General features: G+C 65.4%; 17 protein-coding genes. 3 read left to right on the top strand and 14 right to left on the bottom strand.

Features of this window, described 5'->3' with window-relative positions:
• Nucleotides 1-47: 47 nt before the first annotated feature.
• From CH266_RS06815 to purL, 6 genes are all read right to left on the bottom strand, one after another.
• Nucleotides 48-1,691 carry an ABC transporter substrate-binding protein gene (locus CH266_RS06815; protein ID WP_045842145.1) on the bottom strand — a complete coding sequence of 548 codons (1,644 nt, stop codon included), beginning with the start codon at nt 1,689-1,691 and terminating at the stop codon, nt 48-50.
• A 139-nt stretch (nt 1,692-1,830) separates the two neighbouring features.
• Nucleotides 1,831-3,393, bottom strand: coding sequence for an amidophosphoribosyltransferase (gene purF, locus CH266_RS06820; RefSeq protein WP_032367510.1), 1,563 nt, complete (start codon nt 3,391-3,393; stop codon nt 1,831-1,833).
• Between the two features lie 124 nt (nt 3,394-3,517).
• Nucleotides 3,518-3,904, bottom strand: a complete 387-nt coding sequence (locus tag CH266_RS06825) for a sterol carrier family protein (RefSeq protein ID WP_032373762.1) — start codon at nt 3,902-3,904, stop codon at nt 3,518-3,520.
• A 6-nt stretch (nt 3,905-3,910) separates the two neighbouring features.
• Nucleotides 3,911-4,492: a CPBP family intramembrane glutamic endopeptidase gene (locus tag CH266_RS06830; RefSeq protein ID WP_032367509.1), complete on the bottom strand. Its 582-nt coding sequence runs from the start codon at nt 4,490-4,492 to the stop codon at nt 3,911-3,913.
• A gap of 41 nt (nt 4,493-4,533) precedes the next feature.
• The gene (locus CH266_RS06835; RefSeq protein WP_230592045.1) at nt 4,534-6,210 is read right to left on the bottom strand and encodes an alpha/beta hydrolase; all 1,677 of its coding nucleotides are present in this window, start codon (nt 6,208-6,210) and stop codon (nt 4,534-4,536) included.
• Between the two features lie 131 nt (nt 6,211-6,341).
• Nucleotides 6,342-8,633, bottom strand: coding sequence for a phosphoribosylformylglycinamidine synthase subunit PurL (gene purL, locus CH266_RS06840; RefSeq protein ID WP_094714983.1), 2,292 nt, complete (start codon nt 8,631-8,633; stop codon nt 6,342-6,344).
• A 103-nt stretch (nt 8,634-8,736) separates the two neighbouring features.
• Between purL and CH266_RS06845 the strand changes: the two genes are divergently transcribed.
• Nucleotides 8,737-9,501 carry a nucleoside phosphorylase gene (locus tag CH266_RS06845; RefSeq protein WP_255175856.1) on the top strand — a complete coding sequence of 255 codons (765 nt, stop codon included), beginning with the start codon at nt 8,737-8,739 and terminating at the stop codon, nt 9,499-9,501.
• A 162-nt stretch (nt 9,502-9,663) separates the two neighbouring features.
• On the opposite strand, the gene CH266_RS06850 is transcribed toward CH266_RS06845, so the two are convergent.
• Entirely contained in the window at nt 9,664-10,971 is a 1,308-nt protein-coding gene (locus CH266_RS06850; protein ID WP_094715001.1) for a M18 family aminopeptidase, read from the bottom strand.
• Nucleotides 10,972-11,089: 118 nt separating this feature from the next.
• Between CH266_RS06850 and CH266_RS06855 the strand changes: the two genes are divergently transcribed.
• The gene (locus tag CH266_RS06855) at nt 11,090-11,917 is read left to right on the top strand and encodes a hypothetical protein (RefSeq protein ID WP_176457024.1); all 828 of its coding nucleotides are present in this window, start codon (nt 11,090-11,092) and stop codon (nt 11,915-11,917) included.
• Between the two features lie 25 nt (nt 11,918-11,942).
• Here CH266_RS06855 and CH266_RS25340 read toward each other — a convergent pair whose 3' ends face one another.
• Genes CH266_RS25340 through purS form a run of 5 tightly spaced genes read right to left on the bottom strand, consistent with a single transcriptional unit; the run spans nt 11,943 to nt 13,589 of the window.
• A complete protein-coding gene (locus CH266_RS25340) occupies nt 11,943-12,104 on the bottom strand; it encodes a hypothetical protein (RefSeq protein ID WP_176457025.1) in 162 nt (53 codons plus the stop codon).
• Complete coding sequence (locus tag CH266_RS06860; RefSeq protein WP_032381632.1) at nt 12,101-12,286, bottom strand: hypothetical protein; 186 nt, start codon at nt 12,284-12,286, stop codon at nt 12,101-12,103. Before CH266_RS06860 ends, CH266_RS25340 begins: the two co-directional genes overlap by 4 nt.
• Before the next feature lie 7 nt (nt 12,287-12,293).
• Nucleotides 12,294-12,644: a VOC family protein gene (locus CH266_RS06865; protein WP_032381631.1), complete on the bottom strand. Its 351-nt coding sequence runs from the start codon at nt 12,642-12,644 to the stop codon at nt 12,294-12,296.
• A 34-nt stretch (nt 12,645-12,678) separates the two neighbouring features.
• Nucleotides 12,679-13,356, bottom strand: a complete 678-nt coding sequence (gene purQ / locus CH266_RS06870; protein ID WP_027495839.1) for a phosphoribosylformylglycinamidine synthase subunit PurQ — start codon at nt 13,354-13,356, stop codon at nt 12,679-12,681.
• Entirely contained in the window at nt 13,353-13,589 is a 237-nt protein-coding gene (gene purS, locus CH266_RS06875) for a phosphoribosylformylglycinamidine synthase subunit PurS (protein ID WP_032371340.1), read from the bottom strand. The genes purQ and purS overlap by 4 nt, the downstream gene beginning before the upstream one ends.
• Nucleotides 13,590-13,689: 100 nt before the next feature.
• Between purS and CH266_RS06880 the strand changes: the two genes are divergently transcribed.
• Nucleotides 13,690-14,328, top strand: coding sequence for an MBL fold metallo-hydrolase (locus tag CH266_RS06880; RefSeq protein ID WP_032367483.1), 639 nt, complete (start codon nt 13,690-13,692; stop codon nt 14,326-14,328).
• Here the strand turns inward: CH266_RS06880 and CH266_RS06885 are convergent.
• Together CH266_RS06885 and thiM are read right to left on the bottom strand one after the other, a co-directional pair.
• Nucleotides 14,325-14,951 carry an LppP/LprE family lipoprotein gene (locus tag CH266_RS06885; RefSeq protein ID WP_094714984.1) on the bottom strand — a complete coding sequence of 209 codons (627 nt, stop codon included), beginning with the start codon at nt 14,949-14,951 and terminating at the stop codon, nt 14,325-14,327. The two genes, CH266_RS06880 and CH266_RS06885, sit on opposite strands and share 4 nt — an antisense overlap.
• Nucleotides 14,952-15,133: 182 nt before the next feature.
• Nucleotides 15,134-15,937: a hydroxyethylthiazole kinase gene (thiM, locus tag CH266_RS06890; RefSeq protein ID WP_094715002.1), complete on the bottom strand. Its 804-nt coding sequence runs from the start codon at nt 15,935-15,937 to the stop codon at nt 15,134-15,136.
• Between the last annotated feature and the right edge of the window lie 158 nt (nt 15,938-16,095).

The following is a 16,095-nucleotide window of genomic DNA, read 5'->3' on the forward strand; positions in this document are numbered from 1 at the left end:
TGCGCTTTCTTCTCCCCTACCGGCGTCTGTGCGGTAGCGGGCACCGGTCAGCTCTTGGCGAGAGTGACGAAGCGGAACTTGAACGAGGCGTCCAGGGTCTCGTCCACACCGCTGATCTCGTCGGTGGCGACGGCGATCTGCTTGCCCTCCAACAGCGGAAGGGTCGGCAGGTAGTTGGTCGCGAGCTCGGTCTGAATCTGTCCGATGATCTGCATCCGTGCGTTCTCGTCGGCCGTCGTGCGCTCGAGGTCGAGCAGTGACGTGATCTCCGGGTTCTCGAAATGCGACTGGAGGAAGTTGTCCGGTCCGAAGAACGGCGTCAGGTAATTGTCTGCATCGGGGTAGTCCGGGAACCATCCGAGCTGGTACACCGGGTACGCGTCGGCGACGCGTTCCTTGGTGTAGGTGCTCCACTCGGTGGACTGCAGATTGACGTTGAACAAGCCCGTCGCGTCGAGCTGACTCTTGATCGCGGCGTACTCCTCGCTCGAGCTCGAGCCGTAGTGATCCGGGTTGTACTGCAGGTTGAGTTGGATCGGAGTGGCGACGCCTGCAGCGGAAAGGAATCCGGCAGCCTCGTCCTTGTTGGGGGTCTCACCGTAGACGTCGGAGAAGGCCTTGTTGGAACCTTCCAGACCGGTCGGCACCACGGAGTACAGCGGGGTGTAGGTGCCCTTGTAGACGCCGTCGGAGAGCGCCTGGCGATCGACCGAGGCAGCAATCGCCTTGCGTACGGCCAACTTCTGCTCGGGGGTGTTGCCGGGCATCGTGTTCATGTTGAAGACCATGTAGCGGGACTCGCCGCCGGGACCCTCGTGCACCGTGAGGCCGTCGACGGCTCCCAGCGATTCGACGTCGGTCGGGGTGAGGGAACGCCACGCCACATCGATGGCCTTGTTCTGCACATCGAGCTTGAGGTTGTCGGAGCTGGTGTAGTACTTCACGTTGACCGACGACGTCTTCGGGGTGCCGAGAATGCCGTTGTAGTCACCGTTGGCCACGAAGCTGACGAGTGAGTTCTTGCCATAGCTGGAGATGGAGTACGGGCCGGCGAACGGCTTGCCCGCAACCACTGCGTCGTCGTCGAGCACCTTGTCGGCCGGGAACACTGTCTGGTCGACGATCGGGCCCGCGGGTGTCGCGAGGATCTGCGGGAACGTCTGATCGTTGGCCGCTTTGAGGGTGAACTCAACGGTCTTCTCGTCCGGTGTCGCGATGCTGTCGAGATTGGTCAGCAGCGACGCAGGCCCGTTCGGATCGTTGATCGCGACGATGCGGTCGAACGAGAACTTGACGCTCTCGCTCGTCAGCGGATTGCCGTTGGCGAACTTCAGGTCGTCCTTGAGCGTGCACTTGTAGACGGTCGGCTCCGCGAAATCGCAGCTCTCGGCCGCATCGGGCTCGAGCTCGGAGCTACCGGGAGCGAAGTTCATCAGGAACGGATACGTCTGGTTCATCACCATGAACGATCCGTTGTCGTACGAGCCGGCCGGGTCGAGCGAGGTGACCTGGTCCGTGGTGCCGACCGTGATGGTCTCACCGCCGCCGCCGTCACCGGATCCACCGGCGTCGGTGCGTCCCGAGCCGCACGCTGCGGCGGTCAGTGCGAGTACCGACAGTGCGGCCACTGCGGCGGTCTTCTTGCCGTGCTTACGCACAGCCGTTCGTGATGCGGCGCTGTAGCGCTGCATGCGTCCGTCGTCGGGCGACAGGGTCATCTGAGCCTCTATCCAATCGGTGTGTCCTATGTAACTCGGGACAGTACCGATGGACTGTTTCCAATATGTGGCATTGAGAAAACCCTGCTGTTCCCTAACGGAAAAGACCAGGTCAAGGACGGCTGAGAGCGCTCACATTCGCGTCGTTGTCCACCGGTTGCCCAGCGGCCGACGCCAGCAGACCCTCGAGCACGTGCTTGCCTAGTGCATTGTCCGCGGGCAGATCGATGGGGTACTTCCCAGTGAAACATGCTGCACACAAGCGCGATTCGGGCTGCTCCGACGCCGCAATCATGCCGTCGATGGAGATGTAGCCCAGCGAGTCGGCACCGATGGCCTGCCGGACGCCTTCGAGGATTCCGTCCTCGGAATCGACGCCGTTGGCGATCAGCTCTGCGGGAGAAGCGAAGTCGATGCCGTAGAAGCAGGGCCACCGCACCGGCGGGGACGCGATACGTACGTGGATCTCGAGGGCACCGGCCTCGCGCAGCATCCTGATCAGCGCCCGCTGCGTGTTGCCGCGAACGATCGAATCATCCACCACCACGAGCCTTTTGCCGCGAATGACCTCTTTGAGAGGGTTGAGCTTGAGCCGGATACCGAGCTGCCGAATGGTCTGCGACGGTTGAATGAACGTGCGGCCCACGTACGCGTTCTTCATGAGCCCCTGGCCGTACGGGATTCCCGAGCCCTGGGCGAAGCCCACGGCTGCCGGAGTTCCGCTCTCGGGCACCGGGATGACCAGATCACCCTCGGCCGGATGCTCCTTGGCGAGACGACGTCCGATTTCCACCCGAGTCGAGTGCACCGAGCGACCGCCGATGACGCTGTCGGGCCGTGCGAGATAGACGTACTCGAACACGCAGCCCTTGGGCTCGGGGGCAGCGAAACGCGAGGACCGAACGCCGTCGGCGTCGATCGCCAACAGTTCGCCGGGCTCGATGTCGCGGACGAACGCCGCACCGACGATGTCGAGTGCCGCGGTCTCGCTGGCGACGACCCAGCCGCGATCGAGGCGACCGAGGCACAGCGGCCGAACGCCGTGCGGATCACGCGCGGCGTAGAGGGTGTGTTCGTCCATGAAGGTCAGGCAGAACGCGCCTTTGAGCAGCGGCAGCAATTCCATCGCCGCCTGCTCGATGGTGCAGTCGGCGGCCTTGTGCGCCAGCAGTGCCGTCACGACATCGGAATCCGACGTCCCGTTGCCCTGCAATCGATCGCTGATCAGGCCCGCATCGCGAGCCTTGGTGGCGAGTTCGGCGAAGTTCACCAGATTGCCGTTGTGCCCGAGCGCGATACCGGTACCGGCAGTGGTGGTGCGGAAGATCGGTTGCGCGTTCTCCCACGTCACCGACCCACTGGTGGAGTACCGGCAATGGCCGATGGCGACGTGCCCGGGCATCGCGCCGAGCGTCTGCTCGTCGAACACCTGACTGACCAGGCCGAGATCCTTGAACACGAGCACCTGGGAGCCGTCGGACACCGCGATGCCTGCGGCTTCCTGCCCACGGTGCTGCAGTGCGTAGAGGCCGTAGTACGAGAGCTTGGCCACGTCCTCGCCCGGTGCCCACACACCGAACACTCCACACTCTTCGCGCGGCTCGTTCTCCGGCTCGTCGATGGGTTTGCCTACCAGAAGATTCGGACTGTCGACCGACAAATCGGCGTTGGTCACGGGCATTGCTCCCTAGGGGGTCCGGGGCGGGGGGCCGTGCCCAGTCTACGGGCACACGGGCTGACACAACGCATCGTGTGTCCAGGAGATTCCCGACGGTCGAACGGCCGCTGAAATCCGGCGGTCAGGTGATGGTCAGCAACGGCAACCACCGACCCACCTCGACGGCCCGGCTGCCGGACGCGTCGATCGAGCCGTCGCCGAGCGCCTCGGCGAAATCCCGGGTCCCGGTAGCCACCTGAAGCCATGTCAGAGCATCGGTTTCGACGACGTTCGGCGGGGTTCCTCTGGTGTGCCGGGGCCCGACGATGCACTGCACCGCGACGAACGGCGGCACCCGCACCTCCACCGACGACCCCGGTGCGTTCTGACCGAGAGTCCTGGCCGTGGTGCGCACGGCGGCGGCGATCTGTGCGCGTGGCGGCTTGTCGGCCTCACCTCGGATCCAGCCCGCGACGGCCAGAACGGCCTCGCGCACCTCGGCGGGACCGACCTCCTTGTGCGGTGGCATCTCCGGTCAGCTCCTCTCACGTTCGGTCGCCGCGAGATGCGCCAACACGGCACCGCTCGCGTTGAGTGCGTAGTGCAGCGCAGCAGGGGCGAGCACACTGCCGCTGCGCGCCCGCAGCCACGAGAACACCACCCCGGCGACGGTCGTCGCGGCAACGGTCCCGGCCACCGAATCCCCGGCGGCGCGGGCGGGACGAATGTGCCACAGTCCGAAGAAGACCGGCGACAGGGCAGGCGATGCCGCATCGAGCACACCGCGGAAGAGCAACTCCTCGGTCAGCACCGTCCCCACCGGAATCCGAAACAGCACCCACTCCGCGAGATCGTCCTCGGACGGACGGACGCGTCGACGCAGTGCGGGTACGGCGGCCACCACCGCAGACCCCAGGACGGGTATCGCTGCCGCAGCCGCTCCCCATTTCAGCCCGGATGCGGCGTTACGTAGGCCCAGCCGTTCGGCATTCGATCCCGACACCGCAGCCACAGCGACGGCGAACGACGCGTTGGCCACTGCCCGCCCGCGGGCTCCGAGCCCGGCCGCAGGCAGCACGTATGTGCTCCACGCCGTTGTCACGAGTCCGGTCAGAATGGGTCGTTCCGCAGGCTCCACTCCGGTTGCCAGAGCGGTTCTCACTTCTCGGGACCGTCACGTCCGGCGAACTGCTCCATGACGCCGCGCACTCGTTCGGTGTCGCGGTCGGTCCACCCCTCGGGAGCGGCGACGGCCACCCAGCCGTCGAGCACGAGGGTGCCGTAGTTGTGACCGTGGCCGTCGGGGACGCCTGCTGCGTTGGTCAGGTCCGCTGCCACCTGCCAGAAGGTCACCACCGGGAACCAACGCATGCTCGGCAGTCGGTCCGGCCCCGGCGGCTCGGACAGCCAGTCCGGGCGCTCGAACAGCAGGTCGGGTGACCACCAGACCACCGGATCCGACGCATGCTGGACGTACAGGATGCGCGGGGCGTACCAGGGCTGATCCTCCGGCGGGATGCCCGACGAATTGTCGGCGAAGCGAACCGTCAGGCCCTCGGAGTACACCGGCCGAACCTCGGGGCTGCCCGGATCACGCCTGCTGACGAACTGACTCCAGATGCGGTTGTCGTTCGGCGGACCCACCCACAGGACGCCGTCGGTGGTGGCGCGGATGTCCGCCAACCCGTCGAACGCGCCTTCACCGGACTTCGTCCCCAGACTTTCGCCGTAGACGTAGAACTTGGGGCGGGTGGCCTCGGGCTCCTGCAGCCAGCGGTCGTGCACTTTGTCGATCAGCGCCTTGCCTGCCTGGGCGGCTTTGTCGCCCTCGGCGATGAACGAGATCCAACTCGGCAGATACGAGTACTGAGAGGCGACGGTGGCGACATCGCCGTCGAACATCAGCTCCTCGGCCTCGACGGCGGTGGGGTTGACCCAGCCGGTGCCGGTGGTCGGCACGACGATGAGCGCTTTGCGCTGGAACGCGCCGGTGCGTTCGAGTTCGGCGACGACGATATCGAGTCGTTCGTCCTGAGTCTCAGCGGTTTCCAGTCCGGCGTAGGCCCGAATGGGTTCGAGGCTCGGACGTCCGGTGGCCCGTTCCATCTCGTCGGCTCGCAGGCCGCTGGAGACGAAGTTGCGGCCCTCGAATCCGAGTGTGTCCCACGGTGCCAACGAGTTCGGGCTACCCGACCTCTCGTCGGCGACGGGTTGTTCTGTGCCCTCTCGCGTTTCGTTGTTCTGCAGACTGAACACCGAGTTGGTCACCTCGGAGACCGCACGCAGCAGCACACCCTGAACCAGGGCGACGACCAGAACCACCAGGACGATCACGCCGAGTGCGTTGGCCACCTCGCGTGGCATCTTGACGATGCGATTGATCTGACGGGCGAGCAATCGGACGACGTCGCGTAGCACCCGCGAGATCGAGATGAGCAGTGCGGCAATGGCAATGCTCAACGCTCCGGTGCGGAGGTACCCCGTCGTGGTGGTCCCCTCCGCGTCCATGAGCGCGGCGAGTTCACGCTGCCACTGCGCCGAGACCGCCAGCATGATCATCGACGCAGCGACGGCGAGGACGAGTACGACGACCTTGACTGCAAGTTCGACCTTGCGCGGCAACGGCCACCACGAACGCGAGGACAGCCACCAACGCGTCACCGCCCATCCCACGGCCACCCCGAAGGCGTACCCGATAGCCGAGTTGATGCCGCCGATGATGCCTTGGAACAGCCATCCACGAGGCAGCAGCGACGGCGTCAGTGACCAGCAGAAGAACAACGCGCTGAACGCGATTCCGGTGAAGTCCAGACGCAGCAGGCCCCACGACCACATGACGAACGGATGCTTCTCCGGCGACGGAGCCGAGAACTCCACCGTCGGAAAGTGATACCGATGATGCTGATCCTGCTCGAGTGTGGGCTCGGTCCCCCTTCGACGCTCCGATACCTGTCCCCCCACCTCGGTCAGCCGAAGAGTCTGGGAAGAGTGCTCTCGAACGTCTCCCGCAGTTCCGTCATCGGCACGGAGAACTGCCCCTGGACCTCGATCGAATCCGAGCCCTCGTCGACGACGCCCACTCGCGCCCAAGGAAGTCCGCGTGCGGTGCACATGCCGGTGAACCGGGTCTCCTCGGTGCGCGGCACGGCGACCAGCACCCGGCCGGAGGATTCGGAGAACAAGGTCACGAACGGGTCTGCGCCTTCGGGAACGATGATGCGGCAACCGGTTTCGCCGGCCAAGGCTGCCTCGACGACGGCCTGAGCGAGACCGCCCTCGGACAGGTCGTGTGCAGCCGAGACCAGGCCGTCGCGGGAGGATGCGAGCAGGATGTCTGCCAACAACTGCTCCCGAGCGAGATCGACCTTCGGCGGAACGCCGCCGAGGTGATCGTGCTCGACCTGCGCCCAGATGGACCCGTCGAACTCGTCGTGGGTCTCCCCCAGCAGGATGAGCGTCTCGCCGGGCTCGAGGCCGAGCCCCGTCGGGATGCGGCGATGGACGTCGTCGATGACGCCCAGCACTCCGACCACGGGGGTCGGCAGGATCGGCTCCGCGCCGGTCTGGTTGTAGAAGCTGACGTTGCCGCCGGTGACCGGGATGCCGAGGGCGACACACCCGTCCGCCAAACCGCGTACGGCCTGCTGGAACTGCCACATGACACCCGGGTCCTCCGGCGAACCGAAGTTCAGGCAATTGGTGACGGCCTTGGGAGTGGCGCCGGTGACCGCGACGTTGCGGAACGCCTCGGCCAGAGCCAGCTGCGCGCCCTGGTACGGGTCGAGTGCGGTGTAGCGGCCCGACGCGTCGGTGGCCAAAGCGATTCCGCGACCGGTCTTCTCGTCGATGCGGATCACGCCTGCATCGGCGTTCTCTGCCAGCACGGTGTTGCCGCGGACGTAGCGGTCGTACTGCTCGGTGATGAATCGGCGGCTGCACAGCTGCGGCGAGCCGATCATCTTCAGCAGAGTGGCCTTCAGCTCGTCCGCGGTTTCCGGACGCTTCAGCGACGCCGTGCTGTTCGCGATCAACGCGTCCTGGGTGTCCGGGCGCTGCACCGGACGGTTGTACACCGGGCCTTCGTGCGCAACGGTTTTCGGCGGTACATCGACGACGGTATCGCCGTGCCAGGTGATCTGGAGGTGCTCGCCGTCGGTGACCTCACCGATGACCGTGGCCAGGACGTCCCACTTCTTGCAGACGGCCATGAATGCGTCGACGTTCTCGGGGGTCACCACGGCGCACATGCGCTCCTGGGATTCGCTCGAGAGCACCTCGGCCGGAGTCATGCCGGTGGCGCGCATCGGCACCTTGTCGAGCTCGATGTGCATGCCACCACTGCCGGCGGACGCGAGTTCCGATGTGGCGCAGGACAACCCGGCACCACCGAGGTCCTGGATGCCGACGACGAGCTTGTTCGAGTACAACTCGAGGCAGGCTTCGATGAGCACCTTCTCGGTGAACGGATCGCCCACCTGAACCGCGGGAAGCTTCTTGCGGCCCCCACCGGTCTCGTCACCGTCGAAGGTCTCCGACGCGAGCACGGACACGCCACCGATGCCGTCGAGACCCGTTCGTGCACCGAACAGAATGATCTTGTTACCCAGGCCCGACGCGAACGCGAGATGCATGTCCTCGACCCGCATGACGCCGGCACACAGGGCGTTGAGCAGAGGGTTACCGGCGTAGGAGGCGTCGAACACCGTCTCGCCGCCGATGTTCGGTAGGCCGAGGGAGTTTCCGTACCCACCGACGCCTGCGACGATGCCGCTCAGGACACGGCGCGTATCGGGTGCATCGGCAGCACCGAATCGCAGCTGGTCCATGACGGCGATCGGGCGAGCGCCCATGGCCATGATGTCGCGGACGATGCCGCCGACGCCCGTCGCCGCACCCTGGTAGGGCTCGACGTACGACGGGTGATTGTGGCTCTCGACCTTGAACGTGACGGCCCAGCCGTCGCCGACGTCGACGACGCCCGCGTTCTCGCCGATACCGGCGAGCATCGGCTTGCGCATCTCGTCGGTGGTGGTCTCGCCGAAGTACTTCAGATGCACCTTGGAGGACTTGTACGAGCAGTGCTCGCTCCACATGACGGAGTACATCGCCAATTCGGCGTCCGTGGGCCGACGACCGAGGATTTCCTTGATGCGGACGTATTCGTCGTCCTTGAGTCCGAGTTCCTTGTACGGCTGCGCAACGTCGGGGGTGGCGACGGCGTTCGAGACAGTGTCTGTGGGTACAGAGCTAGCGGACACGAGGAATAGGTCCCTTCGATGGAGCGAAATGCCAGGGAGAGTCTATAAGGTGCCGCCGACATGTACGGCATCGGACGTATCGGCCTCGTGCGAACATCACCTGATGGACATTGCACTGACCGAGGACGATCTGGACGAAACGGGCGTCATCGACCCGTCGATGGTGGCCAAGGGAGTCGACGTACCGCCGAAAGCCGTCGTCTGTTTCTTCGCCGAGGTGATCGAGAGCATTTGCGCGAAAGGCGACGCCCGCGTGGTGTCGATCATGCGCTCCGAGCACGGCGAACACCCCGTCTACGAGATCGAACGAGACGGTCAGAAACTTGCCGTCTTCCATCCCGGCGTCGGAGCGCCACTGGCCGCACTGTTCCTCGAAGAAGCCATCGCCATGGGCTGCACACAGTTCGTTGCTGTCGGCGGTGCCGGGGCGCTGTCCGACGACCTGGGCATGGGACACGTCATGGTGGTCGACAGCGCCCTGCGCGACGAAGGCACCTCGTTCCACTACCTGCCACCCGGTCGAGTGGTCGACGCCGATCCCGCAGGCGTCGCCGTACTCCAGTCGGTACTCACCGACGCCGGAATCGACTTCGTCACCGGCCGCTCCTGGACCACCGATGCGCTCTACCGCGAGACCCGCGGCCGAGTCTCGCGCCGCGTCGACGAAGGCTGCCGAACGGTCGACATGGAAGCGTCGGCCTTCTGCGCAGTCGCCCGATTCCGTGGAGTCCGATTCGCGCAACTGCTCTATGCGGGCGACTCCCTGGCCGCCGACTGGGATCACCGCGGCTGGACCAAGGCAACAACGGTGCGCGAACAGTTGTTCTGGCTCGCTGCCGACGCCTGCCTGCAACTCGATCCGATCTAGGTCTTCGGGTCGCTGGTCGGGGTCGCTTCCGGGTCGCTGGTTCACCCCCCGGATTTCGCAAACGCGCGCGCGTTTGCCGAACGCGAGCGAAACAGCCCCGGAATCGGGCACGAATCCGCGCGCACCTGACAATCGCGCTCGCGTTTGCGCCGCCGATCGGGCTCAGGCAGGGGCGAGGAAAGCCGCCAACGCGTCGGCGTATGCCTTCACGTCGCCGGCCCCCATCAACTCTCGGGACGAGTGCATGGCGAGTTGCGCTGCGCCGACGTCGACCGTCGACAACCCGGTGCGCGACGCGGTGATCGGCCCGATGGTCGATCCGCACGGTAGATCCGCGCGATGGACGTAGCGCTGCAACGGTACGTCGGCTTGCCCGCAGGCCAGTGCGAAGGCACCGGCACCGGCGGAATCGGTTGCGTAGCGCAGGTTTTGGTTGACCTTGAGTACCGGTCCGCCGCCGAGTTCGATGCGATGTGCAGGCTCGTGGCGATCCGGGTAGTTCGGATGCGTCGCGTGCGCCATATCGCCCGAAGCACAGATGGATCCGGCCATCGTGCGCAGAAATTCCTCACGGCCGCCGCCGCGCCCGAGCACGATGCGTTCGAGCACGGTGTTGAGCAGGTCCGAGAACGCGCCGCGGTCGGACATACTGCCGACTTCCTCGTGGTCGAACAGTGCCAGCACCGGAGTGACGTCGGTCGGATTCTCCACTGCCGCAAGCAAAGCCTGCGTTCCGGCGTAACAGGTGCCCTGGTTGTCCAGACGCGGCGCACTGACCAACTCGGATTCGACGCCCACGACGGCACTGGGCGCGAGATCGTGTGTCATCAGTTCCCAGCCCAGCACCGAACCGGGATCGACGCCTTCGCGGTCGGCGACGTAGGCGATGAACGACTTCGGTGAATTGCCCACGCCCCAAATGGCATTGACGTGTCGCTGCGGGTCCAGGGTGACGCCCTTGCGGTCCTCGGACAGGTGGATCGCCAGCTGTGGAACTCGCAGGATCGGTTCGTCCACCTTGACCAGCACTTCGCGGGCAGTGTTGCCGTCGCGCACACTCAGCCGGCCGGAGATACCCAGGTCGCGATCGAGCCAGGAGTTCAGCCAGGCACCGCCGTACGGCTCCAGTCCGACCATCTGCCAACCCGCCGATTCGAGATCAGGATGCTGCTTCACCCGGAGATTGGGGCTGTCGGTGTGTCCGCCGACGATGCGGAAGGGGCCATCAGGAGTGGAGCCTGCGGAACGACCCGAATTGATGTGCTCGGTGCTCCACGCGACGAGAGAACCGCCGCGGATCAAGTAGTAGCGGCCTGGTTCGGTCGGCCAGGCATCGGTCTCGTCCAGACGCACGAATCCGGCGTCCTCGAGCTGCACCGACACCGTCCGACACACATGGAACGGGGACGGCGAGACGTCGACGAAGTTGCAGAGACCGGCAGCAGAGGCAGAGGACGACATGGGAACCATTGTGTCAGCCGCCGCGTCGAACACCCCGAGAGCACACACCAACCGGGGGAGAAACATGAAGATCGAGCCGACACCGAACCAACACGTCGCTCACGCAACCACACTCGCCATCGTACGAATGAAAACGATCGAAGCATTTCGTACCCGCGGAATGGTGGTGCACCGTGAGGATGCGACCACGCTCGGTGCGGAGTCGGGTGCACGCTTCCCGCTCGACAACGTGTTCGCACGCTGCTCGGGTGCGCCCCGGTCGGCGTGGGACGGCATCATCGGCGGCCACGTCCAGGTCATGATCGAGGCGATGCGCGAGTCCGCTCCGGCATTCATCGCAGGCCTGTCCGACGACGAGTTCCATTCGAAACTCCGTGAACGCGTCGTCGCGCCGTGCGTATTGGAATCCGTGGGTTCGTACCGTTACTCGGTTCCCCTGCTCGCGGCACCCGATGCGCCGAGACGGGTGTTGAATCTGTCGTCTCCCAATCGAGCTCTGACGTTGTCCGACAGTCACTTCGAGGGTCGCGACATCGACGCGGCGTGGGCTGCGGGTCGCAAGAACACTGCGGCGATCGAGTTCGAGGGAGCGCAGTTGCTCGAACGCGAGGGGGTCTGCATCGAGGTGCTCGACGGCGATTCGATCTATCTTGCGTCGAAGATCGCCGATATGACCACGTTGATTTCGTCGCATCTGGGCGAATGCCTGTACGGCGTACTCTTCGCCGTCCCCAACGCGTACGAATTCGCCTTTCACCGGCCCCGCGACGCCGACGACGCAGTCGCGGCAGCCACCGCACTCGCCGAGCTGGCCGACGTGTTTTCTCGCGATACACCGAGCCCACTGTCGCGCTCGGTGTTCTTCTGGCGAGACGGCGAGTACTGCGATGTGACGCACGGGCCTACGGGAATCTTCACCTCAGCTTTGACCGAACTACGCGCACGCGCGGCCTGACTGCGATCACATGCCGACAGACCGGCTATTCAGGCGGCGGAGCGGTCGGTCGTCCCGCTGCAGCGTCGCGAATCCAGTCGGGTACGGGTTGATAATCGCGTTCGGCCATGGTGATGTACGCGCGGGCAGCGGCAGCGGCGACCGTTGGCCGTGGTGCTTTGATGTTGCGTTCGTCGGTGGTGGTCATCGCGGGTCCTCTTGCTCGCTCTCGCCGTGAGTGTCCTCGGTTTCGCGCGGTTGCGCCAGTGCGCGACGTGCAGACCGGCCCGAAACGGCCAGCAGCACCTTGCGTTCGGTGCTGGCGATGAGAGCGACCCCGACGACGGCCAGAACGCCGACGACGAGGGTGACCCACGATTGGGCGGGCATCTGCAGCTCAGTGCGCCCCGGATACGCAGAACACGTTGCCGTCGGGATCGCTCAGCGTCACCCAGCGAAAGTCACCCATGGTGTGCTGCTCGACCTCGCTCGCACCCGACTCGACCAGCCGAGAGACCTCGTCGTCGAGGTTCTCGGTCGTCACGTCGAGGTGGACGCGATTTTTACCCGGCGACGGGTCGTCGACCTTCTGGAAGGCCAGTCGATACGGGGCCGAAGCGAGGGCGACGACGTAGAACCAGCCGTCGTTCTCCTCGACGATCGATCCGTCGACCTGTGAGGCCCACCAGCGAGCGAGCGGGCCCGGGTCGGTGGAATCGAACGTGATCATGCCCAGGGTCAGTGTCATGGCGGAAGATTAGACCCACCCACCGACACGAAGATCAGGCGTTGACGATCGCGTCCAGTGCCGAGTAGAAGATGCCGAGCCCGTCGTCGCTCGGGCCGGTCAACGGCTCGGTGGCGTGCTCGGGGTGGGGCATCAGGCCGACGATCCGACCGTTTGCCGACGAGATTCCGGCGATACCGCGCTGCGACCCGTTGGGGTTGCTCCCGCTGTAGCGGAACACGACGCGGCCTTCACCTTCGAGCTCGTCGAGCACGCTCTGCGATGCCTGGAATCGGCCCTCGGCGTTCTTGACCGGAATCAGGATCTCGGCATCCTGCTCGTATCGCGACGACCATGCCGTGCCGGCATTCTCGACCTTCAACCACTGGTCGCGGCACACGAAATGCAGGCCCTCGTTGCGCGTCAACGCTCCGGGAAGCAGTCCGACCTCGCACAACACCTGAAAACCGTTGCAGATCCCCAGGATCGGCATCCCGCCCTCTGCCGCCTTGACCACTGACTCCATCACGGGAGCGAAGCGGGCGATCGCACCGGCTCGCAGATAGTCGCCGTATGAGAATCCGCCGGGGACGACGATGGCGTCGACGTTCTTCAGATCGGCGTCGGCGTGCCACAGGCTGACGGCCTCGCCGCCGGCGAGAGTCACGGCGCGGGATGCGTCGACGTCGTCGAGAGTTCCGGGGAACGTGATGACTCCTACGCGGGCGCTCATGAGATGCGAGTCACTTTCCAGTCCTCGATCACCGTGTTGGCGAGCAGCGATTCGGCAATCTTCTCGAGTTCGGCGTCGTCGACGGAATCGTCGATCTCCAGCTCGAAGCGCTTGCCCTGACGCACATCGGACACACCGGAGATTCCCAGCCGGCCCAGCGCACCTGCGATGGCCTGACCCTGCGGATCGAGAATCTCGGCTTTGGGCATGACATCGACTACGACTCGGGCCACGAAAGCGCTCCTTGAAATACGTACAGCAAGACAGTTACCGGCAGGTGGGAGTCTACGCAGCCCTGGCCAGCGGAGCGAAACCGCGCTTACTGTGGAGTGCATGCGGCTGACACACTTCGGACATTCCTGCGTTCTGGTCGAACTCAACGGCACCACGGTGCTGTTCGATCCCGGCACGTTCTCTCACGGATTCGAGGGCATCACCGGGCTCGACGCCATCCTGGTCACTCACCAGCACCCGGATCATGTTGATCTGCAGCGACTTCCCGCGCTTCTCGACGCCAATCCCCGCGCCGAGCTGCACGCCGATCCCATGACGGCAGGCCAGCTCGGAGGGAAATGGATCGCGGCCCCGGCGGGCAAGGACTTCTCCGTGGGCGGCATCACCGTCACCGGAGTCGGCGGCACGCACGCCGTCATCCATCCGGAATTGCCGGAGATCGACAACACCGGTTATCTGCTCGGTACTCCGGAGAACCCGGGGCAACTGTTCCATCCGGGTGACTCGTTGTTCGTTCCCGAGCAACAGGTCGAGGTACTGGCATTGCCCGCGGCAGCGCCGTGGTCGAAGCTGTCCGAGACGGTCGAATTCCTCCGTGCGGTGGCACCGAGGATGGCGTTCCCCATTCACCAGGCCGTCGTCGCGGAACAGGCGAGGGGCATCTACTACGGCCGCTTCAAGGAGATGTCCGACGCCGAAATCCGCGAACTTCCCGAGGAATCGTCCGTCTCGATCTAGCCGGTGACCTCGGGCGGGAGGGTGCCGATCATGGTCACTTGCGTTCCGTCCCACTGGTAGTCGATCGTGGCCGGACCGCCGGTCGGGTTCGCATTGGCGTCATCGGCGAGTGGCCAGCGGTAGTTCACTGTGATCGTGTCGGCGGACTGTGCCGCCACCGACGTGAACCCGTACGGCTCCAGCGTCGCGGTGCCGAGGTACTCGGCGTCGTGGAAGAAGAGCAGATGCGTCGGCGAGCTGACCGTCGCGCCGTACGGGAGGGCTTCGACCCAGGTGAACGACGCACAGGGATCGCCCATGTCGGTGGCGACCCACGGTGAATCTGCGAACACGAGCGGCAGCGAGTCCACGGCCTGCGGTACCGGCCCCCACGTCAGATCCAGGCACAGTGGCTCGGCTTCCGACGGACCCATGGGGACCAGGTCGCTGGCCTCCTCCGGTGGCGTCCGCTGCGGCTGCGTTCCTTCGGTGACGGTGGCCGGGTCGGGTGTCAGCGGTGCCGAGCTCGTCGCTGTGGTCGCCGGAACGGCCGAGGACGGTGCTGCCGACGGCGTTCCTTGCTCCGATCCGCCGCACGCGACGAGAGCTGTAGCACCGACTGCGAGGAGCAGAAGTCGTTTCATGAAGACCGCCTGGTTCGATTTGCCCGACGCCAGGTATGTCCCCTCGCAAACATGTTCCGTTACATCACATTTCAATCAAGGGGCCTGAACCCTGCCAGCGCAGGCGATTCTTGCTCCACTCCCCGCCCGGTCCGCGGTATTTCAGCGGAAGCCGCCACAGAGTGGAGCGCCAGTTGCACTCGTCAGTCGAGCCGAACCAATTCCCGCAGTGCCGACTCGTCCACCGCGTCGAGTCCGTCCAAGAATGCAGCGGCGAAGGTACCCGGACGCGACGTCGAGCGAGCCGCAATCTCCGACGCGACCGCCACGTGCGCGTGCGCGGCGACGGCACCGATCAACGCAGACGGAGAAACGGAACAGTACGCAGCCGTCAGCGCACCCAACGCGCATCCGGTGGCCGTAACTCGTTGCAGCAGTGCGCTTCCGCCGCCGATCTTCACCGTCGAGCCTTGCGCGAAGATGTGGTCGACCTCGCCCGAGGCCGCTACGACCTCGGCGCGGTCGAGGAGAGAACGCGCCGCGTCGACGGAATCCGCCACGTGCGCAGACGAATCCACGCCCCGCGATCCACCCTCAGCGCCCGCGAGTCCCATCACCTCGGAAGCATTCGCGCGAATCACGCTGGGCCGATTGGCAAGTAGCTCGACGGCCACCTGAGTCCGCCAGGGAAGACCGCCCGCGCCCACCGGATCGAGTACCCACGGCTTCCCCGCTGCTCGCGCGGCAGCGGACGCCAGACGAGAACTTTCCACCTGCGCGGCCGTCGGAGTTCCGAGATTGACCAGCACCGCGTCGGCGATCTCGGCGAAGCCGGCCGCTTCCTCCGGATTGTCGACCATCGCCGGAGCCGCACCTGCCGCGAGCAGGGCATTTGCGACGAATTGCCCCGACACCGTATTGGTCAGACACTGCACCAGCGGATTGCGATCACGCAGCAGTCGATGCGCGGCAACGATGTCGTCCAGGGTCACACTCGAGGCATTCATCGCTGTCGAGTCTACGACCGCTCCCACCCCGTTCGCGTCAATGGACCACCCCACCCCCTTCGGATCAATGCGCCTTTCTTGCAATCTGAGTGACTGAAAGCCACATTGATCCCAATTGGAGGTACAGAGCAAGCCGGGGGCGGGGCGGAGGTTGGGGC

Origin of the sequence: Rhodococcus sp. 06-1474-1B, from assembly GCF_002258885.1 — a bacterium.
In the GTDB taxonomy this organism is placed as follows: Bacteria; Actinomycetota; Actinomycetes; order Mycobacteriales; family Mycobacteriaceae; genus Rhodococcoides; species Rhodococcoides fascians.